The sequence below is a fragment of the Croceimicrobium sp. genome (assembly GCF_965228705.1).
GTDB lineage: Bacteria > Bacteroidota > Bacteroidia > Flavobacteriales > Schleiferiaceae > Croceimicrobium.
The window spans coordinates 1,980,362-2,003,344 of record NZ_OZ245832.1 but is presented as its reverse complement, the minus strand read 5'-3'; the positions used below and the strand labels follow the sequence as shown (position 1 = coordinate 2,003,344).

General features: G+C 39.9%; 32 protein-coding genes and 1 pseudogene. 2 read left to right on the top strand and 31 right to left on the bottom strand.

Going from position 1 to position 22,983, the window contains the following annotated elements:
* The first annotated feature begins 50 nt into the window (after positions 1-50).
* A complete protein-coding gene (locus tag ACO05P_RS09185; RefSeq protein ID WP_421750320.1) occupies positions 51-806 on the top strand; it encodes a LytR/AlgR family response regulator transcription factor in 756 nt (251 codons plus the stop codon).
* A 54-nt stretch (positions 807-860) separates the two neighbouring features.
* Here the strand turns inward: ACO05P_RS09185 and ACO05P_RS09180 are convergent, their stop codons facing one another.
* The 21 genes from ACO05P_RS09180 to ACO05P_RS09080 form a co-directional block, all read right to left on the bottom strand.
* Positions 861-2,261: a PKD domain-containing protein gene (locus tag ACO05P_RS09180; RefSeq protein WP_421750318.1), complete on the bottom strand. Its 1,401-nt coding sequence runs from the start codon at positions 2,259-2,261 to the stop codon at positions 861-863.
* A 323-nt stretch (positions 2,262-2,584) separates the two neighbouring features.
* Positions 2,585-3,319: an SDR family oxidoreductase gene (locus ACO05P_RS09175; protein WP_421750317.1), complete on the bottom strand. Its 735-nt coding sequence runs from the start codon at positions 3,317-3,319 to the stop codon at positions 2,585-2,587.
* A complete protein-coding gene (locus ACO05P_RS09170; RefSeq protein ID WP_421750315.1) occupies positions 3,316-3,741 on the bottom strand; it encodes a darcynin family protein in 426 nt (141 codons plus the stop codon). The genes ACO05P_RS09175 and ACO05P_RS09170 overlap by 4 nt, the downstream gene beginning before the upstream one ends.
* A 68-nt stretch (positions 3,742-3,809) precedes the next feature.
* Positions 3,810-4,385, bottom strand: a complete 576-nt coding sequence (locus ACO05P_RS09165; protein ID WP_421750313.1) for a Crp/Fnr family transcriptional regulator — start codon at positions 4,383-4,385, stop codon at positions 3,810-3,812.
* Between the two features lie 93 nt (positions 4,386-4,478).
* Positions 4,479-5,000, bottom strand: coding sequence for a hypothetical protein (locus tag ACO05P_RS09160; RefSeq protein WP_421750311.1), 522 nt, complete (start codon positions 4,998-5,000; stop codon positions 4,479-4,481).
* Positions 4,987-5,523 carry a hypothetical protein gene (locus tag ACO05P_RS09155; protein ID WP_421750310.1) on the bottom strand — a complete coding sequence of 179 codons (537 nt, stop codon included), beginning with the start codon at positions 5,521-5,523 and terminating at the stop codon, positions 4,987-4,989. Before ACO05P_RS09155 ends, ACO05P_RS09160 begins: the two co-directional genes overlap by 14 nt.
* 129 nt (positions 5,524-5,652) lie before the next feature.
* Complete coding sequence (locus ACO05P_RS09150; RefSeq protein ID WP_421750309.1) at positions 5,653-5,985, bottom strand: hypothetical protein; 333 nt, start codon at positions 5,983-5,985, stop codon at positions 5,653-5,655.
* Positions 5,986-6,152: 167 nt separating this feature from the next.
* Positions 6,153-6,554, bottom strand: a complete 402-nt coding sequence (locus ACO05P_RS09145) for a hypothetical protein (RefSeq protein WP_421750307.1) — start codon at positions 6,552-6,554, stop codon at positions 6,153-6,155.
* Entirely contained in the window at positions 6,551-7,318 is a 768-nt protein-coding gene (locus ACO05P_RS09140) for a hypothetical protein (protein WP_421750306.1), read from the bottom strand. The genes ACO05P_RS09145 and ACO05P_RS09140 overlap by 4 nt, the downstream gene beginning before the upstream one ends.
* Before the next feature lie 12 nt (positions 7,319-7,330).
* On the bottom strand, positions 7,331-7,999 hold the full coding sequence (locus tag ACO05P_RS09135; protein ID WP_421750304.1) for a hypothetical protein: 669 nt from the start codon (positions 7,997-7,999) through the stop codon (positions 7,331-7,333).
* Positions 8,000-8,235: 236 nt separating this feature from the next.
* On the bottom strand, positions 8,236-8,955 hold the full coding sequence (locus ACO05P_RS09130) for an SIMPL domain-containing protein (protein WP_421750302.1): 720 nt from the start codon (positions 8,953-8,955) through the stop codon (positions 8,236-8,238).
* Positions 8,956-8,959: 4 nt separating this feature from the next.
* Positions 8,960-9,670 (bottom strand): hypothetical protein, encoded by a 711-nt coding sequence (locus ACO05P_RS09125; protein ID WP_421750300.1) that lies wholly within the window; start codon positions 9,668-9,670, stop codon positions 8,960-8,962.
* Between the two features lie 299 nt (positions 9,671-9,969).
* Positions 9,970-10,461 (bottom strand): VOC family protein, encoded by a 492-nt coding sequence (locus ACO05P_RS09120; RefSeq protein ID WP_421750299.1) that lies wholly within the window; start codon positions 10,459-10,461, stop codon positions 9,970-9,972.
* Between the two features lie 4 nt (positions 10,462-10,465).
* On the bottom strand, positions 10,466-10,849 hold the full coding sequence (locus ACO05P_RS09115; protein WP_421754896.1) for an SRPBCC family protein: 384 nt from the start codon (positions 10,847-10,849) through the stop codon (positions 10,466-10,468).
* A 113-nt stretch (positions 10,850-10,962) separates the two neighbouring features.
* A complete protein-coding gene (locus ACO05P_RS09110; protein ID WP_421750297.1) occupies positions 10,963-11,289 on the bottom strand; it encodes a metalloregulator ArsR/SmtB family transcription factor in 327 nt (108 codons plus the stop codon).
* Between the two features lie 179 nt (positions 11,290-11,468).
* Positions 11,469-12,041 (bottom strand): uracil-DNA glycosylase family protein, encoded by a 573-nt coding sequence (locus tag ACO05P_RS09105; protein WP_421750295.1) that lies wholly within the window; start codon positions 12,039-12,041, stop codon positions 11,469-11,471.
* Between the two features lie 27 nt (positions 12,042-12,068).
* Positions 12,069-12,527, bottom strand: coding sequence for a hypothetical protein (locus ACO05P_RS09100; protein WP_421750293.1), 459 nt, complete (start codon positions 12,525-12,527; stop codon positions 12,069-12,071).
* Positions 12,528-12,584: 57 nt separating this feature from the next.
* A complete protein-coding gene (locus ACO05P_RS09095; protein WP_421750291.1) occupies positions 12,585-13,220 on the bottom strand; it encodes a hypothetical protein in 636 nt (211 codons plus the stop codon).
* Positions 13,221-13,253: 33 nt separating this feature from the next.
* Complete coding sequence (locus tag ACO05P_RS09090) at positions 13,254-13,637, bottom strand: hypothetical protein (protein ID WP_421750289.1); 384 nt, start codon at positions 13,635-13,637, stop codon at positions 13,254-13,256.
* A gap of 414 nt (positions 13,638-14,051) precedes the next feature.
* On the bottom strand, positions 14,052-14,549 hold the full coding sequence (locus ACO05P_RS09085) for a hypothetical protein (RefSeq protein ID WP_421750287.1): 498 nt from the start codon (positions 14,547-14,549) through the stop codon (positions 14,052-14,054).
* Positions 14,550-14,561: 12 nt separating this feature from the next.
* Entirely contained in the window at positions 14,562-15,125 is a 564-nt protein-coding gene (locus ACO05P_RS09080; protein WP_421750285.1) for a hypothetical protein, read from the bottom strand.
* Positions 15,126-15,216: 91 nt separating this feature from the next.
* On the opposite strand from ACO05P_RS09080, the pseudogene ACO05P_RS09075 reads away from it, so the two are divergent.
* Positions 15,217-16,280, top strand: a pseudogene (locus tag ACO05P_RS09075) (IS3 family transposase); the annotation flags it as partial.
* Between the two features lie 295 nt (positions 16,281-16,575).
* On the opposite strand, the gene ACO05P_RS09070 reads toward ACO05P_RS09075, so the two are convergent.
* From ACO05P_RS09070 to ACO05P_RS09025, 10 genes are all read right to left on the bottom strand, one after another.
* Positions 16,576-17,172, bottom strand: a complete 597-nt coding sequence (locus ACO05P_RS09070; RefSeq protein WP_421750283.1) for an MCP four helix bundle domain-containing protein — start codon at positions 17,170-17,172, stop codon at positions 16,576-16,578.
* A gap of 278 nt (positions 17,173-17,450) precedes the next feature.
* Positions 17,451-17,912, bottom strand: coding sequence for a hypothetical protein (locus tag ACO05P_RS09065; protein ID WP_421750281.1), 462 nt, complete (start codon positions 17,910-17,912; stop codon positions 17,451-17,453).
* A 24-nt stretch (positions 17,913-17,936) separates the two neighbouring features.
* Positions 17,937-18,311 (bottom strand): DUF1304 domain-containing protein, encoded by a 375-nt coding sequence (locus ACO05P_RS09060; protein ID WP_421754895.1) that lies wholly within the window; start codon positions 18,309-18,311, stop codon positions 17,937-17,939.
* A gap of 120 nt (positions 18,312-18,431) precedes the next feature.
* The gene (locus ACO05P_RS09055; RefSeq protein WP_421750280.1) at positions 18,432-18,761 is read right to left on the bottom strand and encodes a hypothetical protein; all 330 of its coding nucleotides are present in this window, start codon (positions 18,759-18,761) and stop codon (positions 18,432-18,434) included.
* A gap of 85 nt (positions 18,762-18,846) precedes the next feature.
* Positions 18,847-19,380 (bottom strand): hypothetical protein, encoded by a 534-nt coding sequence (locus tag ACO05P_RS09050; protein WP_421750278.1) that lies wholly within the window; start codon positions 19,378-19,380, stop codon positions 18,847-18,849.
* A gap of 48 nt (positions 19,381-19,428) precedes the next feature.
* Entirely contained in the window at positions 19,429-19,902 is a 474-nt protein-coding gene (locus tag ACO05P_RS09045) for an SMI1/KNR4 family protein (RefSeq protein WP_421750277.1), read from the bottom strand.
* A 559-nt stretch (positions 19,903-20,461) separates the two neighbouring features.
* Complete coding sequence (locus tag ACO05P_RS09040) at positions 20,462-21,181, bottom strand: SIMPL domain-containing protein (RefSeq protein ID WP_421750275.1); 720 nt, start codon at positions 21,179-21,181, stop codon at positions 20,462-20,464.
* A 163-nt stretch (positions 21,182-21,344) separates the two neighbouring features.
* Positions 21,345-21,563 (bottom strand): hypothetical protein, encoded by a 219-nt coding sequence (locus ACO05P_RS09035; RefSeq protein WP_421750273.1) that lies wholly within the window; start codon positions 21,561-21,563, stop codon positions 21,345-21,347.
* Positions 21,564-21,588: 25 nt separating this feature from the next.
* Positions 21,589-21,828 carry a hypothetical protein gene (locus tag ACO05P_RS09030; RefSeq protein WP_421750271.1) on the bottom strand — a complete coding sequence of 80 codons (240 nt, stop codon included), beginning with the start codon at positions 21,826-21,828 and terminating at the stop codon, positions 21,589-21,591.
* 43 nt (positions 21,829-21,871) lie between these two features.
* Positions 21,872-22,753: a hypothetical protein gene (locus ACO05P_RS09025; RefSeq protein WP_421750270.1), complete on the bottom strand. Its 882-nt coding sequence runs from the start codon at positions 22,751-22,753 to the stop codon at positions 21,872-21,874.
* Positions 22,754-22,983: the final 230 nt, after the last annotated feature.

The following is a 22,983-nucleotide window of genomic DNA, read 5'->3' as shown; positions in this document are numbered from 1 at the left end:
TCTGTTGATCCTACCTACCGTATTGCTGTCTAATCTTCTACCATATTAATATGAAATCTACTCGAACTCTAATTATTGATGATGAACAAAGTAGTATTGAACTACTTGAAACTTTGTTAGATGAATATTGCCCTAACATTGAAGTGGTTGGTCATGCCAGTAGCGTTAAGGAGGGCATTGAACTGATCCATAGCAGTTCTCCTGATTTATTGTTTTTAGATATAGATCTTCCCGATGGTGAGGGTTTTAAAGTCCTGGAGTCTACCCGCAATGGCAATTACCAGGTGATTTTTACAACCGCATATAATGAGTATGCTATTCGGGCTTTCGAGCATTCCGCTCTGCATTATTTACTCAAGCCTATTAATATTGATAAATTAATTGAAGCTACTTCCCGGTACAAGGAAAAATCGCTGAAAGGCTTTGGGGATGAAAAGCTGGATCAGCTTAAGCAAAGTTTTGACCCCGAACCCAATAAGCTGGCCCTGGCTAATATGTTAGGCTACGAGTTTGTAGAAATTTCCAGCATCATTAGAGTGGAAGGAGAGCAAGGCTATAGTCGTTTTTATTTTAAAGATAAAAAGGAGTTGCTGGTGAGCAAAGCCATTGGTGAGTACGAGAAACTATTGAAGCCCCATGGCTTTTTTAGGGTGCATAAGAAACACATCATTAATCCCTCCTATTTAATTTCTATGCAAAAAGGCAAGAGCGCCACTCTCTTATTGGAGAAAGGTCATCAAGTACCTTTATCCTCAAAGCGGAAACTCTGGTTTATATCCGAATTAAAAGGAAAGGTGGCCTTCTAGGAATAAAAAAAGCTCCCAAAATTGGGAGCCTTTTTTTTGAAGCAGCTAGATTGCTTATTCTTTGATGAACTTTTTAGTCATCAATTTACCATTGTTCTTGATACGCAGGATATAAAGACCCTTAGGTAATTCAGAGATATTGATCATGGCAGTGTTTCCATTTTTGGAGATCTTTTCGCCGGCCGCAACTTGAGAGTAGTTTTTACCGGAAAGGTCAAAAATTTGAATTTCTAAGTTTTGATCATCCAATTTTTGATCGATGAAGTCAATGTTCAGATTACTGCTTCCTGGATTAGGGTAGATTTTAACTCCATCAGTAGCTTTGGCTGAAGAATAAGCTTCAGATGCTTCGCTGGAGCTAGAGTTAATGGCACGTTTCCCTTTATCGCAACCTTCAACGGTTACTTCTTCGCAATAGGTGAAAGTACAGCAATCACCATTATTGTCGATAGCTACAATGCTTAAGCATACATTGTAAGTACCGGCATTGGCATAGGTATGAGTAACATAGGCTCCACTACCAGTGTTGCCATCACCAAAGTCCCAGTTGTAGCTAATTACGTGGCCAGAAGTATTGATATTGCGGTAGAAGCTAATGGCGCAGTTTTCCAGGTAGTTGTACTTAAAGTTTCCATCAATTCCACAGGGGCCCACTTCGCATCTGGCTTCGATTTCTTTGCAAGTTTTATCAGAACAGCAGTCGCCATTGCTATTTACCGCATAGGTGGTAAGGCAAACATTGTAGCTTCCGGGGCTTGAGTAGTAGTGTACAGGGTTTGGATCGGTAGAGGTTGCTCCATCTCCGAATTCCCAGTAATAAGCTACGATATCAGTTGAGCCATTGTTGGCAGTTGAGCTAGCGGTAAATTCCCACTCACAGGTGCCTTCATCCAGTTTAGAGGTAAAGCTGGAGCTTACATCACAAGGTTGAACCAGTGGAGTAAGGGAAATGTCATCCAGGTTGAAGTCGGATGCCGCTTGTGAATTGTTCTGACGCAGGTTTAAATAAATGCTGGTATTAGCACCCGAATTAAAAGTGAAGGTGAAATCTACCCAACCACTGGTGGTGTCATCTGTAAACTCAATGTCACCAATAAAGTTGGCACCTGATCTGAGAGTTAAGTCGACCGTATTAGTTACACTTAAATTCCGAGCATCAAGCCAAAGGGTAATGCTGTATAAAGTGTTCGCAGTTACGGTTACCTGTTGGGCCCATACCGTATCTCGGGTTTCTGTGATGTCGTTGATGCCATCTACCATCATCAAAGAGTCTCCGCCTCCATGACTGGTAACGCCATTCCATCCCACATTTACGATGTCTTGGTGATGTTCGCCCGTTCCTTCCAGGAAAGCGGAATAACTGGGGGCCAGACCATTCTCAAAGCCTCCGTTCATAAGTTGTGCCTGTGCAGAAAAAAGCATCAAGGACATGGCTAGTACGAGTAATTTTTTCATAAATCGTGTTTTGTGTTTGAATTATGATCCTAAACTTAGAGGGCTTGCTAGGGATTCAAAAGCTTAAACACAGGAAGTGGTCCTATAAACTGAAGAAGTGGGCTCTTCATCCAATAAAGTGGAAATGCTTGAAAAAATATAGCGATACAGCGACCTTTAATTGGATGGCCTTTCACAATTTATAGATCATTAAATCTCGAACTAATTCATGTAGAAGAGTTCGGATTCGTAGAAAAAGAAAGTTGAAAAGAGCCTGGCAATATTAATAAAGATTCAATTAAAGTATTGGGACTAATTTTAAAAAGTAGAATGGAAGCTTGGTTTTAAGAATGCTTCATTAAAGATTCGGCCTTAGAGGGTGCAAAACGATGTAGCAGGCGCAGGAGTTTGGTTTTACCGATATAGCTTTCTTTTCGGTTTGCTTTGAAATTGTCAAGGAACTCATCCACTAATTGGTCTGGACTCATTTTCGACTTTCCTCTGCCTTTGGTCATCGGGGTATCTATTAATGCGGGGATAATTTCAAAAACTTGGATAGGGCTATCTTCTAGTTGATAGCGTAGGCTTTGCGTGAAAATATGCAGTGCAGCCTTGCTGGCACAATAAACAGGGGCTGAGCTTTTTGGGCTGATAAAAAGGGCACTGCTTACATTGATAATAGCGCTTTGGCTTTGTCTCTGAAGACAGGGCAGGAGCAGAGCGCTAAGCTTGATTGGAGCATTTAAATTGCAAGCCAATTCATAATCAATTTTAGTTAGGATTTCCGATTCGTCACTAAAAGTGTAATTGTATTGAATACCGGCATTATTAATCAAAATGTTCAAGTGGGGGTATTCAGTCTCGATGAAATTTTGCAATTCAACCAGAGTTTTAGACGCACTAAGATCGCCGCAGAAAGTGCTGATTTCAGGCATTTCGCCTTTGAGTTGTTCGAGTTTATCCTTAGAACGACCACAAATAATTACCTGATTATCCAAATTTAGGAAACGCTTAGCCAGCGCTAATCCAATGCCTGAAGATCCTCCGGTAATAAGGATAGTATTGCCACTGAGCTTCATTCTTGATCCTTTTTAAAATGGGCATTGAAGTCTTCAAATAGATTCTCCTGGCCTACAATAATATCCTTAACTTCAAAATAGGGTACGCTGTAGATTTTACTATCGCGCAGCATTTCGATGAAGAGCTTGTGTTGATCTAAATCATTGCAGGTAATAATCATGAAGTCAGATACTTCGGCGTGAAAATACTCACTGTCGAATAGGCGAATTTCTACTGCTGGACTCACCTTCCTAAAGATGGGATTGAGGTCTTCTTCCACAAATTGGCTGCGTTCATCACGATTGAGACTTAACCATTGGGGACTGGCATTGAGTAATACCAAAATGGTATAGGGCTTTTTACTATGCATGGCATTCGGATTTGCAGAGCTAAAGGCATAAAGCAGGAGTGGTACTGCTATTAGGATACTTAGCTTTTTCATTTTTGATTTCATTTGAAAATCAAAAGTCTGCCAGTCCGAAATGATTTCCATTTACATAGGTAAAGAAATCATTTGCCCGCCAATTTGCGACGAATCCGGCTTAATTGGGTGGGGCTAATTCCTAAATAGGAAGCAATATGATATTGGGCGATGTATTGCTCTAATTGCGGGAACTCTTTTTGAAATTGCAAATAGCGTTCTTCCGCATCTAAAAGCACGATTTCTACTTCACGCTGTTCTTTCTGAACAAAAAATTGCTCCGCTAATATTCGTGCAGCCCTTTCAATGTCGGGGGCCCTTTCGTAAAGTTTAAGCAAATCAGAATAGCTGGCAACCAGAATTCGGCAATCGCTCAAGGCTTCTTGATTTATCTGATTGGTCTTGCCCGTAATTAAGGACGCATAGCCCCCAATAAAGCAGGGGTTTAAGAAGAAGTGTTTATTGTATTCCTGGGCTTTTTCATTGCGGTAGAAGGCCCGAATAATGCCCTCCTCCAAAAAAGCAATTTCCCTGGCTTGTTCTCCAGCCTCAATAAAGTATTCGCCCTTTTTAAGTTGCTTGGGTTTAAAGAGCTTTTCGAAAGCTCTCCAATTATCCTCCGCGATAGGACACAATTGGGTGAAGAAACTTTTGAAGTCGGTCATTAGAAATACAGACAAGTAAATGGATGGCTAAAAATATCAAGTTACCTATTTTGAAGGAATGAGAGGAAAGTTGGTAGCGCAATAGTGAAGAGCTTAATTGCGGGTTTCGATATGCCAGATTTCTTCTAAAATTCTTTTAGCTTTTGATACTTCGTACTGAAATGCAATCGTACTAAGCAAATAGGCGAAAATGAGCATTGCTATAGGTCCAAGTTGCAAAATGATTAGCGGTTCGGTTTCGGGTGGTGAAACCAGGTTTGGGATTAAAAATAAAAGGATCATGGCGAACCAAACTCCAAGGAAGAGCAATCGGCTTTTGGGAAGGCGCATTTTAAGATGTATTTCGGTATTAGGACCGCTTGAGCGGATCGTCCCAATAATTTTTGGAAGAAAGGAATTTTGATAGTTTATCGTTCTTCGAATTTCAAAGTTTATCCCTTTGAGCTCACCTTCAAATGCCCTTCGATACTTGCCTTTTGAGTTAAACCGCAAGGCTTTTTTTGCTTCCAGATTTTCTTCAAGATATTGGTAAACCTCACTTTCTGAAAGAGGGCTTATTAATTGAATATCACAAAAGGGTAGGAGTTTGTTGCTAAGGGCTTTATTCAAAATCATGGTAGCAAATTGCCTTGATCAGGGTCTGATTTATATATTTAGAAATGGTTCTTTCATCCGCTTCAAGCTGGCTAAGAATCCTTCCGGACGTATTATAGATTTTGTGAGTAGCTTTTCCCCATACTTGCGGTGCTGAAAAAACCACATAGCCAGTATCTAGTAGCTTGATTGCTTTGAGTCGAAGGGTTATGGTAGCGTCGCCTTTGCATCGAAATAAGCTGGATTTTCGACAGAGTTGTTTGCCATTATAGTCATAAACTTCAAATATCGTTTTAGACCAATAAGCTTCATTACTTTCAGTTGTAAATAAGCTGGCAGCTGTGCTGCGAGTTACTAGTTTCAGGCTTCGATCAGAGTTCCATTGAAAGCAGAATATTTCCTCTTCAAATATGAAGCAGGAATCACATGAGGAAGAGGGAAGAGGGTGCAGGGAGTCATTTTGGGCAAAGGCATTGAAGCTTGATGTCCACGACATGGCTAAAAGTACCAGCCATTTAGATAGCTTTCGATGGGATTGAGTCATTTTAAAATTTTGAAGTAATACCAGCTGTTCTTATAAGATCAATGGATGTCCTTCGCTTTCTGCAATTATAAGACCTAAAAAAATCCCCGCGAAAAGCAGGGATTATTCCTATTCGATGAATTCGAAAGATTAGCTGATTGGCGTGATGGTAAGGTTGTCATTTACATAACCGGTATCGCTGGGAGAAATCGGACTGGCATTTCCTAAAGCAGACATTCCTTTACCTCCGGCCAGGGTCGTTTCGATACCCCAAATGTGAATACAGTCGCGTTGCATGGACTCTTGGAATAAAACCCAAAGGGCACAGGTATCACCATTCCAGGCTTCGCCCCATACAATATCCTTGGGGGCACCGCCATTGGGTTTGTAAGTACCAGTGGTATTGTCACTTAAGCTCAAGGTTCCGTTCGAACCAGTGTTAGCATGGTTAATATTCCAAGAGGTGTTTTTTAGTGTTGACATAAGAGGGTTTTTAAATGTTCATTATCCTAAAATAGGATTAAATACCCTTGGCAAGGCTCTGATTTAAAGCTAACTATAGGATTTAGGGGAAATAAAGGCTAGGGGCTAAAGGGAATATCCTTTTCGGGGCTGGGGGTTTTTCCTCATTATGTCGGGAAAGCGAACTTTTAAGGTTCTGTACTATCACAGGCTTTCGATTGAATGTCGATTTCTCTTAGCCATGCTGTTTTACCATTATCCAGGCGGATAATTTTAATTAAGGCCTTAGACGAATCATGGTCCAGAAGGCCAACTTTGCTTCCAATGGGAATAAGAAGGCCATTGAACCTAGCTCGATCCGATAAGCTAGACATTAGTCTTTCAAAGTCGTAAAGCGCCACGCTATCGTTAGGGTTTGTAATTGCTGGAACAACTTTTTTAAAATCGGGGTTTTGTGGACATAAGTAGCCATAGTCTTTAATAACAGGCTCCTCTTTGAATGCTGTAATTAATAAGGAGGCAATAGCGCCTAAAATGGAAAATGTAAGAATGGCAATCCAAAAGCCTTTGGACAGAAATAGGTCTTTCATTTGATCTCTTCCATCTTGGAATTTAATACAAGCTCATCATTTCGGTATAGCCTTAAAAATAGTCCCAGGTTTTCAATGGACTCTGCCATCTGAACCTGGTCCAGGCTATAGGTCCATTCTCCATTGCTGAAAACATAGTTTACTCCTCCCATGGTACCCTGAAATTCTTCCTTGCCTTGGAAGAGAATTAAATCCGGCGGATCAGAGATAGTCTTGGTTTCTGACCAGGAGCAATAGCGAAGTTCATTGTTTTCCAAACGATCGATTCGAATTAGGAACTTCTTATTTTGGCAAACTAAAATGTTCTCTTTCCAGGTGGAAACCGAGGAATGAATCCTGGCTTTAATGGCTTCACGGAGCTTCATCTGTAAAGCCAGTTCTTGTGAAGAATGGTGATTAAAACTGATGATCCAACCTTCCTCATCCAGCCAAATCTCCCCATTGAGCAATCCAATGGTAACATATCTTTCAATGGTGTTTTCCTGGGTATAGGTCTGGTTAATTAGCTTGCTCCGAAAGTTAGAATCCATCAAAGTAGGATAATAGCGAATGAATTCTGCAGCATTTTGGATATCGGGCACCGGGTTGGGACGCTTTAGAGGATAGCGCACCCTTTGGGCCAGTTCAGCGATCTGATTGTTTTGGATGAAGGTAATCAGGCTGTCGATCTGACCTTGTCTTGTTACACTAAGTTCCGCTGAACTTTGGGCTTGGTTTTTTACACTTAAAAGGAGCAGGCATATTATAGCAAAGGATTTGGTCATGGCACATTAGTTTTAAAGATATAAAGGTCCTACGAGCAATTTGTAAAGCGTAATGATACTAAGCATGGCTAAACCAAGCCAGAACATTTTTCGTCCCTGTTTACGATCGTATTCCCTGTAAGTATATACCTTTTGGCCATTAGGCAAGGTTTTTTGCTGATGCCAAATGAGATAACCGATAAATACTCCTAGTAAGCCGCCGAGAAAGCACAATAGGTAGCCGATCACTATCCACCTAAAGGGGATTTTCTCGGGTTTAGCCAATTCTTTTAATCTCTGCATTTTCCATTCCTCCATACGGGCATCGCTGGTGTCTTCACCTTTGGAAGCAAGAATATTCCGAGCGAGAAGCACATCATATTCTCCCCATTCGTCACATTTTTGCAGGATATCCCTTAATTCTTCAATGGAAAAGTCCAGAAGATAATGGTCGGGATCAATTTCTTCGATTTTAATATCCAGCTCAGAGAATAGCAGGTCTTTGGCTCTTCTAAAATCTGCTGCTGGAATTTTTAGTTCTATTTGATTGTCCAGGGTATTACCACTAAAGGTGATATCTAAGGCCGGTGAGTTATCAGCCAACTCCACTTCAAAGCCTTTATCTTGAAGAAGTTCTGCAAGGTTTTGGGCTTCGTTTAAATCATTGAAGCGCTTAAAAACGGATAAGTGGGATTCCGACATAGGTAGGACAAGAATTGAATTTGCTAAGCTTGGGCATGGCTATTGGTCAAGTTTCATGATTAAGCAGGATAGTAAATTTATTGGTTTGTTAAGAATCAGGAAGTTTTTATTCGTCCTAGTTGATAAACGTTCTTGAAATCCTTTGTCGAAGTGCAGGGAGTTTTTTTTAAACAGTATTGAATAGGGAATAAACCTGAGGTAATGGGTTAGCGGGAATTAGATGTTCAAGATGCCTGTTATTCAATAGCAAACTTCACCCTTATGGTCGCTTCAATTTTAATTTTCTGAACTTCTATGTAAGGGTCTTGATCCAAAACCGAGCCTGATTTAGCACTCCTTGTTTTGACATAGCCTCTTTGGTTGGTGACACCTGCAAGTACGGAAATTTGACCATCAATGTCTGAGTACTCACTTATAATTAGGGGCTCACCTAATTTTCCTCCGAGGGCTTCAATTAGTTTTTGGGCTTTTGCCTTAGCTTTTAAGATTGCGTCGATTTCATTGGCTTGCATTAGAGAATCTATTTCAGTGTGACTGGTACGGACAATACTTGCATATTCCGCTTTTAGTCGATATAAGAGTCCAAAGACTTTTGAAACTTCCTCTGGACTTTTTAGTTCGAGAATATAATTGGCTCTCTCAATTTGCTTGTCAATAAGCCAGTTTACTCTAACAAAACCAGAACTGAAATCTTCTTTTGCTAATCTTTCGGCTGGGATTTCAATTTCTTTTAGACCCTCCAGCAGTTTTTTTTCCTGGATGGAAATACTCTCCTCCACTTTCCCTCTGCCATCTTGAGCAAGTGTGATTTCTATGAAAATCTGATTAGGTACAATACTTTTGGTTGCGGATCCCTCTACAAGAATATTTGCTTGGTTCTGGATGTCAGTTGATTGAGCATTGAGATTGAAGAAGCTGCAAAAGAAGAGGATACTTAGGCTGAGAATTTTATTCATGGCTTTAGCGTTTAAGGATTTTTCCCATTTCGTTTATGTAGTAATGGGTAGTTTCAGTGGATTTAAAAAACAGAAAATCCTCTTCCTTATTGTAGCCGATCTTTTTGCTAGTCACTTCAATATCTTCCAGCGATTCCATTTTACCAAATAGCGATTCGTAATCACTGACCTCGCTACCCAGTCTAAGCCTGTCGATCAATTCACCGGATTCAGAAATAGTAAGTAAAATATAATCTTTGCCAATACTGAAGACTTTCAAAATAATTAATGCCCTATAAGCTCTTGGGCTGGGAATCTTAACCCCTAAAAAATAACTGTACTGGCGTTCTTCTTCCACAAAGTAGTTTGTGTCTAGTATGGCTTCACTGATAAAAAGACTGTCATCTAAATGAACTAAGGAATGGTAGTTCAAATTTGGGCTGGGGCCAAAGTGCATAGGCAAAGGCCTGCTAGGTATTTGAGAAAGGATGCAATTAATGTATACAGCTGGTGATACCTCTGGACATTCGGTAAGGGTGAAATTTGGTATTTCGGCCAGTGGGTTAAGGTTTGTGTCGATGCTGGTTACAGAGCCATTTAGATCGACTGGAAGCTTTGTTTTCGGTTTCTTAGCCTCCTGATTATTAGTTATGTGGGATTCGGGATTTGTTTTTGACGTATTGGTGCAGGCCTGGCCTATAAACAGAATGACCAGAATCAAGAAGTTTTTTTTCATTGGAATTTTTTACTATTCGAGTAAACGTAAAAGCAGGCTTTGAAGATCGATATTTTAGCTTTTCAATTGGTTAGGATGTATTTAGGTATATAGCCTGCTAAAATGAAGTGGGGTTTAGCTGAAATTCGGTCTCCTTTCAATAAAAATCACCCTTTTTGAAATAAGGGCTTTGCATGCTATCCGCAATGGCCTCGGCTTCATCTTGAGATAAAGGAGATAGGCGTCTGAAATAGGATACAAGCTTGTATTTCAAGCAGGGTGATTTTTTTGCCGTAGGGTTTGATTTGATCTATTGCGACTTAATCTTCCAAAATATCAGCGATAATAAACTTTTTCATACCCATCATTTTTTGAAAGGCACCGGGTTTTTTATTGAGCTCTTCCCAGTTTTCAGGGCAAACCTGCCAGCTTAGTCCGTATTTGTCTTTTAACCAGCCGCAAACGCTTTCTTCGCCTCCATTAGCAGTAAGGCTGTCCCAATAGTAGTCAATCTCTGACTGATCTTTGCAGGGGATCATGAAAGAAACGGATTCATTGAATTTAAACTGTGGACCGGCATTTATCGCAATAAACCGCATCCCCAGGATTTCAAATGTGACGGTAAGCACCTTTCCGGCGAAATCTTTTTGAAAATCAGCTAAGCCCTCAGCTTCAGTCTTAGGATAATAGCTGGTGCTGATGATTTTGCCCTCCGGGAAAATGGAGGTGTAATAGTCGGCCGCTTCTTTAGCTTGACCATCAAACCAGAGATTGGGAATTAGTGTATTTGATGTTTCGGGAATGGTATTCATGTATTTAGCCTTTAAGTTCTTGTAACAGTTCGTCTAGTTTTTCGAGGGTTGCAGTCATACCTTCTTTCATTCCCATCTTAATTATGGTTTCCAAATCATTTAAAGATTCATATTGTACCACAGTGGTAACCAGGGAGTGATTGTCTTTATCCTCGAAGCTAATGAGCCATTTGGCTTTGGGTAAATCTTCGTTAATACGGCCATCACAATCACAAAATCCATCTATGCTACGATAGGAATCAATTGGTTGTATATCATAATACTCCGTGTAACCCCAGTATTCATTTCCTTCTGGGTCAACCATGGCATAATGCCAATGTCCGCCATTGGAAAAATCCATGGATTTGGTTTTTGTACTAAAAGGTTTAGGAGCGAACCATTGGTCCAGGAGTTCAGATTAGGTATAGCAGTTCCAAACCAATTGTCTTTCGGCTTTAAACTCGCGAATAATGGTTAAGCTGTGGTTTTCCTTATTTACAAGGAAGTCAAATTGTAAAGGATTCATTTTTGAGAGGATTTGATGTTTTCTAGTAAATCGTCTAGTTGATTAAAGCGATTTTCCCAAATAGCCCGAAATTGTTCGAGCCATTGGTCGATTTCTTTCATTTTTTCAATTTTCAGTTCATAATAGATTTCTCGACCCTTGGGCTTAGAGGCAAGAAGATCACATTCATTTAGAATTTGCAGGTGTTTGGAAATGGTAGGCCTAGCCACTTCAAATTTTTCAGCAATAGCCCCGGCTGTCATGGTTTGAGCACTAAGCAAAACCAAGATCGCCCTACGGGTCGGGTCGGCTATAGCCTGAAAAATATCCCTTCTAAGTTTCATTATGAAGTTATTTGACTACAAATATATATGTAGCTATTTGGCTACACAAGGAAAATTGCAGAAATATTAAATCTAATGCCTTTAAAATGCTGGATTCCAGCACTGGGAGTGATTGCTACGGAGCTTAGGTACAAATTCGATACAGATCGAATAGGTTTAAGCTTGATTTGGCTATTGTCCTAGGTATTTAGTTCCTGAACTCTTTTTCTCAGGATCGGTAGGATAGATTCTTCAAACCAGGGATTTTTTTTGAGCCAAATAGTATTGCGAGGTGAAGGATGAGGCAGCGGCAGAAATTGGGGTAGGTATTCCGTATAATTCTTAACGGTCTCCGTAAGGGTGTTTTTAGCTCGATCCCCCAAATAATATTTTTGAGCATAGCTACCAATCAGAAGAATGAGTTGCTTCGCTTTTATTTCGCTAAGTAGAGGTTGATGCCATTGCGGAGCGCATTCAGGTCGAGGTGCAAGGTCACCACTTTTGCCTTTACCAGGATAGCAAAAGCCCATCGGTATTAAGGCAAAAAGTTCTTCGCGGTAAAAGTCATTTTTAGATACAGCCATCCAATCTCTAAGGCGATCTCCACTTCTATCATCCCAGGGAATCCCTGTGCGATGCACAATACTACCAGGTGCTTGTCCAATTAGTACTATTTTACTTTGAGGGCTTGCACTAAGGATTGGGTTTACGCCCTCTGTAAGATGCGCAGCGCAAATGGTACAGGATTTTATTTGCTTTAGGAGCTTTTGCATTTTGGTTCAAGGCAGCTTTAGGCTAAGCTAAGTAATTTTGAAGCTTCGCTTCTCAGAAATCAGATTGCATAATTCATCGAAACCTTCCAGTCCATTGGGGAGAAGAAGCTTGCTTTTAGAGCTTTCCAGAAGTAATCCTTTTTTATGGATGCTAATGCTGCTAATTTGCGCGAAATTCATGCTTTCCATTTTTCCTTTAGGGCCTATTTTCTCAATTCCCGTATCGGATACACTGAAATAGTATTGTTGCATTAATCTTGATCCATACTTGTGGGCGTTTTTGTAGACTAGGATCCAGACTATTATTAGTGTAAAGAACATAATGGTATGCGTGAAAAATAATTCATCTGGATTCGTGTCACCTTTATAGATATCGATAAGAAGTAATGCCCCCAAAATCATAATCATAATAATTGGTAGGGTGGTACGAGAAATTTTCTGAATAAGCTGAAGTGCTTTTTCATCTGAATATCGATACTCTTTCATTGCTATTTATTGAACTGAAAACTCTTCTTTAGAAAATATACTTTCAAGTAGGCTGTCCTATAAGTTGTATGAAAATCCGGTGTTGAATTGAAAAACACTATGACTGAAATAATCCAGGTTTTCTCGAATTTGATAGCTGTATTCGGGGGCGAAGATGCAACTGAAGCTTTTGTTTAAATGATACTCAAAACGAAGGGCTAGCTCTGGAGCCAGGTAAAAGTTATATTTTAAAAAATCTCCGGAATCCCAGGTGCTATTCACATTGCGTGGGTTTCCTCCATCTAATCTGAAGCTGTGCCTGCTTGCGGCATAGGCATGTCCTAGGTTTAAACCCACACCGGCATGAATCTCAAATTTCGGGTTTGCAAAGAGCTTTCGAAGCACATTTAGTGAAGAATTTACATGGTAATAGGTGTTTTCACTGACGTATAATTTAGGGACAGAATTTCCAGGAATATAGCCAATGCCCCAGGTTTTTGCCCCGAGTTGCAAGTGTTCAAGACTCAGTGAATAGAGCCAGTGCTTTGTTTTAAAGTCATAGCGAATACCAAGGTTGTGATAATAAACAGGCTCATGGATATCAAAGGATCTGAATTGCGCTCGGTTGGATACAGTGCCTTGATAATAAAGACCGATCTGGGATTGGGCACTTAATTGCAGGCCCAAGAGAAGGAAAATAATCGTTAATCGCATAAAGCAAATGGCTTGGATAGTTGGTAAAGGCGTTTAAAACTTCCTTGAGAATTTAGTAGTCTCACCCGGAAAGATCTGGAAACTATAACTCAAAGGGCCAATGGTATTAGTGCTGCCGTCATCCTCTTTGTAGCGCAAGTAATACTCAAAGTTGTAGCTGCCATACAGAAGCTTATTAGTTTTCCATCTTTTTACTCCAATGTCAGAATCAATCGATTCCCATCGAAAATCAAGATCACGACCGTTTCCTTCAAGGATTTCAATATCACAGAATGGGATACTAAGTCGCTTGGGGTTATTGCTGGTTCGAACTTCAAATTCGAAGTAGCCTCCAAGTTCAACCGAATTATCCTTTTCACAGGAAGGGTTTAAGAGGCCTACTGAAAGGAGGAGCAAATAAAACCGTATTGTTCTCATGATGTGCGAAGTGATTTTACAGTACAGCTATGGTCAGGATTTAAAGCAATATTCTGTTATTCTTTGTTTTAGCCAAGCTATGAAAATTTGAGACTTTGATTTTAACTCCTCCGGAGGGATTACTGAAAGTTCAATTTCCTTAATCGGATTGCCGAAGTTTTTTTAAGCTAAAACGGATACCTCGAATTAGAATAAAGCCTAAAATAATAAAGCCAAAATAAGTCGCGAAATTTCCTTTGAAAGGTGAGGATTGATCGGGATCGACATCCAGGTACCCTAATACTAAACTTATCATCGTTGCTGAGAGGATTAAAAGAAGAATTGAGCAAATGAGGATAAGAATCCAAAGTGAGATTTTAAGCATGATTAATGGAATTTAGGCTTTTGCCGTAACATGTTTGATGTAGAAGCTAATTAAATGAGTTGTTTGCTAATCCTTCCTTTAGCCAGTTTAAGCCCCATTCCATTGGTTTGGTAAATTCTGTAAGTTTTCATTCCTCTAAACTCGGCTTCTTTCTGACTCAAAGGCATAGCCAATTGATAGGCTCTTAATTGATGGGCTGGGATGTAAAAACTAATGAGTTCTACATTTCCGGCTTGTTCGGTGATTTTTAGGTCGAAGCTGATGTCTATGTAAATTTCATAGCGACCGAATTCCCATTTTGCCAGAGAATCGGTCAATGGCTTGGCTTTGAAAAGACGAACGATTTTCTGCAGCAATCTTTTTCTGCGGTAGGGGATGAGTATTAATTCCGCGAAAGAAAAGAGGGCACCTAATAGAACAGAGCCGATCACTAAAATTAGAAGGGTCCCTGGGAGACCTGTTTTTACTTCACCGATGAAGTACAGGACTAAAAGTATGATGCCAATAAAAACCGCTCCTTTCGCGGTCCATTTGAGGAAGGTTTTCATATCAATGACTTACTACTGGATTCTTTTAAGCCCCATTAGATTTTGAATTTCATGACGTAATTGATCCCCTAAGTTCAGAATCAAATTATAGCTTTTACCATGTTGCGCCTTCATGCTTTCCAAATCTGGCCTTTCCAAGTAGTAAGCATTTAGAAAATTGATAATCTGCTGCAGAGAATTATTGATTCCGAATTTTAATAGTTCATCCATCTGTTTGAATTTTTTAGCACTTAGCTCAGGGTGATAGGCGGGGATACCTTGTTCCTGAATTTGCTTGAGAAGGAATTGGCAATGACTGTAATTCCGGGAGCTATGCCAATTTGATGTTTGGTAGGGTTTAAGCTCACTGAAAATGGAGTACTGCTCGAAATTGAAGTAGGCAAAATCAGACATCCAACCTTCTTCATGATCTGCTCCATTATGCTCCAGAATCTCAAAGAATCCTTTACTGTTAAAGGGCAGGCTAAGCGGGCTTAGTTCACCAACATAATGTTGAAATGCAGTGAGAATGGATAGTAATTCCGAGGCATTGGAACTTTTGATTTGCAAAACGAAGTCACCAATATCACTGTCCAATTTGGGGTAGAATTCAGATTCATGTGTAAGCTTCCCTTAAAACCGAACTGTTTAAAAGTAGAGGAATAGGATTAATTTTAAACAGTCGATTATGAGAAAGAGTAAGTTTTCGCCAGAGAAGATTGCCAGGGTCTTGAAAGAGTTTGATCAAGGTAGAAGTGCACAGGAATTGAGCCGAGAGTACGGGGTTAGTACCGCAACGTTTTACAAATGGCGAGAGCGTTATGCTGGCATGAGTGGAAAGGAGTTAAAGCGTATAAAGGATCTTGAAGAGGAAAACAGGAAGCTTAAGCAGATGTACGCGAACCTGGCCCTAGATCATCAACTAGCTAAAGAGATTATTGAAAAAAAGCTTTAAAGCCCTGCCGTAAGAGAGAGATTGGTCAGGAAATATCTAGACGCTACGGTATTAGCAGGGCATGCCGTGTATTAAACCTCAGTAAAAGCGTGTATTACTATCAAGCCCAAGCAAAGGATGATCGTGAGCTGGAAGAAGCATTACTGACGAAAGCAAAAGAACATTCTGAGGAAGGCTTTTGGAACGCCTATCACCGCTTACGTAATGAAGGCAAGACTTGGAACCACAAACGACTACATCGTGTTTATGTGGCTTTAAAACTACCTTTAAGACGAAAGGTTAAGAAGCGATTACCCGCTCGGGTAAAAGAACCGTTAGTGGTGCCTGATAGGCCGAATCAGACCTGGAGTATGGACTTTGTACATGATGTACTAGAAAACAAGCGCAAGTTTCGTGCATTCACGGTAATTGATGACTACAATCGAGAAGCACTACATATCGAAGTAGATTTCTCACTTCCATCAAACAGAGTAGTATATGTGCTTAATCATTTAATCAATCGCAGGGGTAAACCCGATGTGATCCGAATGGACAATGGGCCCGAGTTCATTGCTGAGCTCACTAAATCATGGAGCGTCATTCATGAAATAGAATTTAGATATATCCAACCCGGCAAACCCACACAGAACGCTTTTATAGAGCGATTTAATGGAAGCTACCGCCGAGGAGTGCTGGACAAATATATTTTTGAAGATATCCATCAGGTAAGGGAGCAAACAGAAAAGTGGATGCATGACTATAACAACTTTAAACCTCATGATTCATTAGGAAATATACCGCCTAGGGTATACGCCAAACGCAACCACCCCGAGGGTACCCTCGGGGTGGTTGAAAACAATACTATCTTTGGAAAAGTCAATTAACTAATGGTTCGGATCAGGGGAAGCTTACACATGCTCAAAACCCTCGATGTATTTTAGCTGTAGAAAAAGATGATTCGAGTTGGATATATAATAATCGACAAGGCTGTAGTTCTTCATGCGAAGAAAAAATCCGTCGGCAAGATAGGATTTGAGGTAGCTGTCCATTTTTTGATTTTGAAGGAGCTCGGGTTTTTCAACTAAGTGAGGCTTGCTTAAATTCAATAAGTAGTTAGGACTTTTTAGGACTACTAGGCTTATAGAGAATAATAATCTGAACTAATATTGCCATAAGGACCAGGAAAATAATTTCCCCTTGGGTAAAAAGATTAATGCTGTCTTTTACTTTTTCGCTGGCAAAGACCTGACGTTTGCCTTCTTGCAATTGAATTTTAGATAATTCGACCAATTGATGGTCAATGGTCTCAATGCTTTTTAAGGTTTCCTTACTAAAAGTATTAGGAGCCTTGCTTTCCAGTTTTTGCAAGGTTTGAAGTTCTTCTTCGACTTGCTGGAAAATGAAATTTTCTTTTGAAGTCAATTTGGTTTGTCTGTATTTATTGAGCAGCTCATTGATTTGACTATCCAGTTTTGCTTTCTGTTCCAAAGGATACAGGCTGTCTGAAGTATAAATGGCGATTTCTTTCTTTTGAATAATTCGTGATAGTTCAAATAGTACATCGCTTGCAACAATTCTATCTTCATACATGGTGGTAACAGAATAGCTCAGCCGATTGAAATTTTCGCGGTCAATTAAATTGGTTAGAAGTACAACGATAAAAACGAGTAGAATACTTGCTATCCAGCGGATTTTGGTGAGAATTTTCATGCGCCCCAATTTTTAATTTTGGAAGAGGATGGACTTTCAGGTTTCCTTTGTTGTGGAATTTGTCAGGTTTGAATTTCGGTTATTTTTAGCATCAGTACAAACTTTTCTGAATTAGCTGGAAGCAACTGTTGAAGGTATGAGTAGAATGATTCAAAGAAATGACGGATAGTGCGATAGGCGATATCTAGAGGTTCAATCCTGCGGCTTAGTTTAATTGGTGCCTCGATGGACGCGATTAAGCAAATTTGAATGCCATTAAATGGAGCAGGGCATTTGCTTTAGGATTTAAAATATTTTTTCCTAAGATCCTGAAGATGTTTGCGTATGTGATTTGTAACGATTTCAAGGTGTTCTTCTCTTGAATATTCACGAGATCCTTTCTTATAGGGGATAGTTGAGATAGATTCTAAAAAGATGAATTCCTCGATCACCTTTTGAGCATCTTTAAGTCGTTCTATCAAATCTTGTATCGATACCGCTTTTGTTGTATCAACACTTAGATTATTTACTTCTGATAGCTTTCCTTTAAGTGGCTTTGGTTTTAAACCCTTTCCTAGGTGGGAAATATTACGAGCAAAGCTCTCATGCCAAAACGTAATATGGCCCAGGATATCTTTTGCGTTCCATAGATCATAAACCATCAAGTTATAATCAAGATTTTGCTCAAAGAATGAAATGAGGTTTTCTAGTTCATCTCTTAGCAGTGCCAGTTTTGCAGAGATTTGACTTTCTTTTAGCATATGTTCCTAAGCTCTTTTTAGTTTTCATTTTGAGGTCATTTCGATTAATACCACGGTCAAGGCAATAATCGCCGGCAAAGCTTGAATGAGGAATATTTTTTTAGCGGCCGTTAGAGCGCCAAATATCCCGGCGATCACCACACAGCCTAGAAAGAACAAGCGAATATTGATTTGCCAATCCATATCACTTATTAGGAAGGACCAGATTAAACCGGCGGCTAAAAAGCCATTATAAAGTCCCTGATTTGCGGCCAATCCCTTAGTTCTAGGAAATAGATCTGCGGGTATTGATTTAAAGGCCTTTCTACCTCTTGTTTCCCAGGCAAACATTTCTATCCATAAAATGTACAAATGCTCTAATGCAACCAAGGCGGTTAATATATCGGCGATAATTTCAATCATCTTTAAATGGTATTGGGTGATTTTTAATCTAAGATAAGGCAAGTTCTGGAGTAGCCCATTGATAACTTAAGCTCCTTAGATTTGCCGTAGCTGATGCGTAAAGCCTTTCCTTATTAACTAATCTTCCTCAATTTCGCGGAAAATCAATGGGAATTCATCTTCTTTAAGTAGATGTTCAATGATGGTTTCAATTTCTTTTCGGTTTAGGCTTTCGATCAAGATCATATCTGAAGCCCAAAAGTAACGGCCCTTCAAGCATTCGCCTGTTTCCTGGTTTTTCCTTCTTAAATGCTCAATGTTTTGATAGCTGAAGAAAGTGGCCACATATCGACTTTTATCACGGAAGGTCACTATGACATCAGAATTGTCATTGGCTTTCTGAGATCCGTCTAGGATGCTCCCTCTTTCTTCACTTTCAATCCAGATGTTGTCGATGAGAGATTTCATTGTAGTTGATTATCATTTTCAGGTCTGTTTGGCTCTCTAAAGCTTAGACTATTACAGGCTTAGCAATAAACCCAAGCCAGTGAAATCAGCTAGTCTTTTTAAGTACGATTAAATCCGGATTTAAATTCGACCATTTAAAATATTGAGCTAGAGCTATATAATTGTAACCATTCGATTGGAAACTCATGTCATAGAGTTCGGTGATGAGTCTCAATTTCAGTTCAGATATTGTGTATTCCCATGCTTTTAATCGGAAATAACGCGCATATCGAATGGAAAGGCCAAGTTTTAAGAGGATCCACATGGGGAACATCGGAATGGGTTTAATGCTCTCCGCCCCTTTTTCAATTTCTAGTTTTTTTATTTCGGAGAAGGGTATAGGGATTTGCTGATATTGGTTCTGAAGGGAAACATGCAGTAAAAGGCCCTTTGGCCTTAGTTCAAAATTGCATTTTGAACCAATGGTCAATCCTTCTAGAAACCTTGAAGTTGAATTATATTCCTTAAGGAATAAACTAGCGGTTCCGGAGTTATGATGGTTTTTAAAGCTAAACTTATAGGGGGCTCCAAGTAGTTTATTGACCTTCGCTTGATTAGGAGTATCGGATTTAAGAATCATTTAGAAAAGCAGTTAAAGTTTGGTCGATAAGGGTTCTTTTTGGATAGCTTACTTTTTTAAGATGTAACCATTGCTATTTCTGAATTCTTCAAGAAATTTAATCTCTTCACGCAGGTAGTCTTCCAGAGAGGCATACTTTTCCATCCTTTCATCTTCCCAATCGAAATCGCCAGTATCCGGATCAATCAATTCATTAGCTATTTCGTGATCAAGCTTAAAAACTCTTTTATCAGGGTCTTCGAGTATTATGAAACTGTCGTTTCCACAACCATCTGTACCAATGCATATTTTGTTTTTACAAGGCCCTTCAGTTTTGGGTAGCTGCAAGAAATCCCGATTATAGCTGAGGATCCAGTCAAAATCGGTGCTCAAAGTGATATGGTCTTCATCCCTCGACAATTCTTTGAATCGCTTGATTAAGTCACTTCTCTCTTCATAAAAGGTTCTAAGGAAGTCAGGTAATTTGATGCCTAGTTCAGTTGCAGCAGCATCCAGTTTTTGAAGGTCTATTTTGTGTTTCATAAATCGGCTAAATTTTTGGCGAATGTCAATGGTCTCGGGTGAGCAAGTTCAGGAAAAACCTTGGATGGTATTTAAATAGTCTTGAAGCTCTAAGATAGCCTTGGGAAAGGACTCGGGAAAAGTGGCTTTAAACTTTAGTGGATGTTTATTGCGCTTCATTTTTTCTTGATACAACCGGAAGCGAAGCTGTAGCTCTCAAATTTCATTGGAAAATAAAGAGGCATTTGAAGGGGTTCTTCAATACTTTTTTCTTGATAAAAAAGTATCCAAAAAATCAAGGCCCCTGAGAGGCGATTCCTTTGGACCACCGCTTCTTGGGTAGGGCCAGCCTGATTGATGTTTTTCTTTAGGGTGGCAATTCTCTTTCAAGCGAATTTGAGTTCTGGGTGCTACCCTTCGAAGGGCTATCGCTGCTCAGGTGCCGGGAGCTCCGAAAATTGTTTTAGAGTAGGGGCAATGTTTGGTGAAGGATTCGACTGAACTCAATCTATAGCGATTACCATAATTTGGAGGATCCGGCCTTTCCTCAATGATGGTTCGGGGTTTGGCAAGCCATACCTCACTTTATCTCAAATCGAACCAAAATGGAAGCTTCAATTTTTAGTTTCTGAATTTCGATATACGGATCTTGATCGATGAAAGGGGCTTCGTAGGCAATACTGGGGATTTGAACGGAGCCTCGCACTTTTACCCCATCAATAAAGTAGATTCCATTTTCCCGGGGTTCATTTTGCGTGATTAGGATTGGTTTCCCTAGGTCTGAGTCTAGAGCTTGGACTAATCTTTTTGCCTTATTCTTTGCTGCGATAATAGCCTTTACTTCTACTTCCTCTTGTAGTGAGTCGAGCTGAGTATGGGTGCTTTCATATAGAATGGCATGTTCCACTTTTAGTTTTTGGAACAAAGTGAAAGCAGTGGAAATTTCTTGGGAGTTTTTTAGTTCCAGGATATACACTGCTTGACTAATCTGTTTCTCCTTAAACCAATTTACCTGGACAGAGTTGGTTTTTGCCCCTTCCTTCGAAAGTCTGTTAGGGGGGATGTTAAGGCTATCCAGACCTTTGATTAAGTTTTTTTCTTGGCTTGAAATGGGCTCCTTAGCTCCGCTTTTTCCATTTTCCTTTAAAGTAACTTCGATAAGTATTTTATCAGGAAGAACAGTTTCTGTCGCAGTAGCCACCACTTCTATATAGGAGCCTGATGCATTTGCCTGTTCAGTAATTTGTCCAAATGCCCCATTTGCAACCAGGGCTAACACTACTAATAGTACCTTCTTCATAATTGTATTTGCTTGTATTGATTTGACGCCAATCCTGGTCTCCCGTTGTATTGACTGTGAAATTAGGGGTCTAAAGAGAATTTCATTAAAGGGTGCAGTCGGACTATTCTTTAATTGGAAAGATGTGAAGAGAGTTGGGCCCTGCACTTTTCCTTGGCTTTAATCACTGTTCTTTTAAGAGCTCATCAATATTTGGAATTAAGGCTCTGAAAATCAACTTGAGCTTGTTTAGGTTTTCGGGGCTTCCGGCATATACAGGGATAAGATCGATGGGTCTTTCTCCATTTTCATCTTTTAATTCTGGATCGGCGCCATTAGCCAGCAATATTTCTAGCATTTCCAAGGACTCGGGATAAGGTACATTTCTAGTATTCTGAATCATTCCGTCAATGCAGATGTCAATGCTTTCACGCAGGGGGGGCTCCAAAGTCAATATTAATATCGGCCCCTTGTTCAATAAGGAATTTTAAGTTTTTAGGATTTTCCGAATTGAGGGCCGAATATATGGGCCTTATTCCACGGTCATTCTTTCCATTGATATCTGCGCCAGCCTGGATCAAAATCAAGGCACCGCTTAAGTCTGATCTAAAAATACAGGAATTGAGATCTTTCCTGTTTTCCTGTGAAGTGAAGAGTTTAAATTTCATCCTTACCCTGATTAGAATTTAAGCTCAAAGCATTTTAGAGTTCTTAAGATTCAATATTTTGTTGTTCAAAATCGAGGTCCATCAACATTTGAGTGAATTTATCACGGTTCAGGCTTTTACCGGGTCTATAATGCCAATGATGGTAGCCGAATTCTATATTGTAGAAGTCCTTGGTTTGTTTAAATCCTAAGTTAATTACTGACCGGATGAAACTATTAAAGACCTCTACCGATTCGGTGTGTAATTGAATTTTTTTGTGTTCACTTAGCGTCAAGTTGGTTAAACCAATTGGGGAGTGAACCACTAAATCAACAAATCCATTTTCAAGGGTGTCGGACCGATTTTTTCTTAGAAAATCTAAGATCATCTCCTTTGAGCAAAGGGTTTTGCTAGCCCATAATTCTGGATTTCTCCTTTCCCAATGTCCCTTGATCTCAATCCAAAATGCCTCTATAGGTTCAATAAAATCGGCGCATTTAAAGTATATTTCGATCAATCGACTATTGTCGACTACCATTTGGAATTCGTAGACCCCATTTTCATCTTTAGTATAGGCCACAAATCCTTCCTTAATAAGCTCCGATTCAAAATCACCTTCCTCAGTGCTAAAAGCAATGCCCTTTGGTGGGGTGAAGACTTGGGAGGGTGAATTCAATCTGAAAGTATCTGTGCCAGGAAGTCTGAAGGTGTTTTCGGAAACTTTTACCGCTGTTTCCGGAATTTTGTAATCATTCCAATCATCAAGTCGCATCATCTCGATGACGTTAGGTTTTGAAATTCCTTCTTTTTTGGCAGCCGCATAGGTATTTTCCAAAGCTTCTCCGCATCTATGACCGTAGGAATAATAGCTGCAAAAGCCTCCCGTAGAATCGTCTAGCTTCCCTTTGATTAAAAAATACCAGAATTGTAACTCGATTTGATCCATGAAAGCAGCTTATAGGCTGGCTAATATTAAGACATTTTTCGGGTCTGTGCTTGGTGCCATACAATCAAGGCCTCTGAAAGGCGATTCGAAATCATCTGGACCTATGGTCCGTTGTTCTTTTCATTTTGGCTTGACCCAAAACGAAACAAAAGGTCAAGGCCCCTGAGAGGCGGTTCCTTTGGATCGCCGCTTCTGGGGTCGGGCCAGCTTTTTAATGCCATAGCTTACAA

Coding starts and splice junctions, on each gene's coding strand:
- ACO05P_RS09030 (WP_421750271.1), bottom strand. CDS start 21,828: ATGAAATTTAAACTCTTCACTTCACAGGAAAACAGGAAAGATCTCAAT.
- ACO05P_RS09085 (WP_421750287.1), bottom strand. CDS start 14,549: ATGAAAACCTTCCTCAAATGGACCGCGAAAGGAGCGGTTTTTATTGGC.
- ACO05P_RS09105 (WP_421750295.1), bottom strand. CDS start 12,041: ATGCAAAAGCTCCTAAAGCAAATAAAATCCTGTACCATTTGCGCTGCG.
- ACO05P_RS09070 (WP_421750283.1), bottom strand. CDS start 17,172: ATGAAAATTCTCACCAAAATCCGCTGGATAGCAAGTATTCTACTCGTT.
- ACO05P_RS09045 (WP_421750277.1), bottom strand. CDS start 19,902: ATGAAACACAAAATAGACCTTCAAAAACTGGATGCTGCTGCAACTGAA.
- ACO05P_RS09155 (WP_421750310.1), bottom strand. CDS start 5,523: ATGACTCAATCCCATCGAAAGCTATCTAAATGGCTGGTACTTTTAGCC.
- ACO05P_RS09095 (WP_421750291.1), bottom strand. CDS start 13,220: ATGCGATTAACGATTATTTTCCTTCTCTTGGGCCTGCAATTAAGTGCC.
- ACO05P_RS09040 (WP_421750275.1), bottom strand. CDS start 21,181: ATGAAGAAGGTACTATTAGTAGTGTTAGCCCTGGTTGCAAATGGGGCA.
- ACO05P_RS09140 (WP_421750306.1), bottom strand. CDS start 7,318: ATGACCAAATCCTTTGCTATAATATGCCTGCTCCTTTTAAGTGTAAAA.
- ACO05P_RS09090 (WP_421750289.1), bottom strand. CDS start 13,637: ATGAGAACAATACGGTTTTATTTGCTCCTCCTTTCAGTAGGCCTCTTA.
- ACO05P_RS09035 (WP_421750273.1), bottom strand. CDS start 21,563: ATGATTCAGAATACTAGAAATGTACCTTATCCCGAGTCCTTGGAAATG.
- ACO05P_RS09125 (WP_421750300.1), bottom strand. CDS start 9,670: ATGAAAAAAAACTTCTTGATTCTGGTCATTCTGTTTATAGGCCAGGCC.
- ACO05P_RS09050 (WP_421750278.1), bottom strand. CDS start 19,380: ATGATTCTTAAATCCGATACTCCTAATCAAGCGAAGGTCAATAAACTA.
- ACO05P_RS09165 (WP_421750313.1), bottom strand. CDS start 4,385: ATGACCGACTTCAAAAGTTTCTTCACCCAATTGTGTCCTATCGCGGAG.
- ACO05P_RS09120 (WP_421750299.1), bottom strand. CDS start 10,461: ATGAATACCATTCCCGAAACATCAAATACACTAATTCCCAATCTCTGG.
- ACO05P_RS09175 (WP_421750317.1), bottom strand. CDS start 3,319: ATGAAGCTCAGTGGCAATACTATCCTTATTACCGGAGGATCTTCAGGC.
- ACO05P_RS09170 (WP_421750315.1), bottom strand. CDS start 3,741: ATGAAAAAGCTAAGTATCCTAATAGCAGTACCACTCCTGCTTTATGCC.
- ACO05P_RS09110 (WP_421750297.1), bottom strand. CDS start 11,289: ATGAAACTTAGAAGGGATATTTTTCAGGCTATAGCCGACCCGACCCGT.
- ACO05P_RS09145 (WP_421750307.1), bottom strand. CDS start 6,554: ATGAAAGACCTATTTCTGTCCAAAGGCTTTTGGATTGCCATTCTTACA.
- ACO05P_RS09185 (WP_421750320.1), top strand. CDS start 51: ATGAAATCTACTCGAACTCTAATTATTGATGATGAACAAAGTAGTATT.
- ACO05P_RS09025 (WP_421750270.1), bottom strand. CDS start 22,753: ATGGATCAAATCGAGTTACAATTCTGGTATTTTTTAATCAAAGGGAAG.
- ACO05P_RS09055 (WP_421750280.1), bottom strand. CDS start 18,761: ATGAAATCTCTCATCGACAACATCTGGATTGAAAGTGAAGAAAGAGGG.
- ACO05P_RS09065 (WP_421750281.1), bottom strand. CDS start 17,912: ATGCTAAAAGAAAGTCAAATCTCTGCAAAACTGGCACTGCTAAGAGAT.
- ACO05P_RS09160 (WP_421750311.1), bottom strand. CDS start 5,000: ATGATTTTGAATAAAGCCCTTAGCAACAAACTCCTACCCTTTTGTGAT.
- ACO05P_RS09135 (WP_421750304.1), bottom strand. CDS start 7,999: ATGTCGGAATCCCACTTATCCGTTTTTAAGCGCTTCAATGATTTAAAC.
- ACO05P_RS09150 (WP_421750309.1), bottom strand. CDS start 5,985: ATGTCAACACTAAAAAACACCTCTTGGAATATTAACCATGCTAACACT.
- ACO05P_RS09180 (WP_421750318.1), bottom strand. CDS start 2,261: ATGAAAAAATTACTCGTACTAGCCATGTCCTTGATGCTTTTTTCTGCA.
- ACO05P_RS09100 (WP_421750293.1), bottom strand. CDS start 12,527: ATGAAAGAGTATCGATATTCAGATGAAAAAGCACTTCAGCTTATTCAG.
- ACO05P_RS09130 (WP_421750302.1), bottom strand. CDS start 8,955: ATGAATAAAATTCTCAGCCTAAGTATCCTCTTCTTTTGCAGCTTCTTC.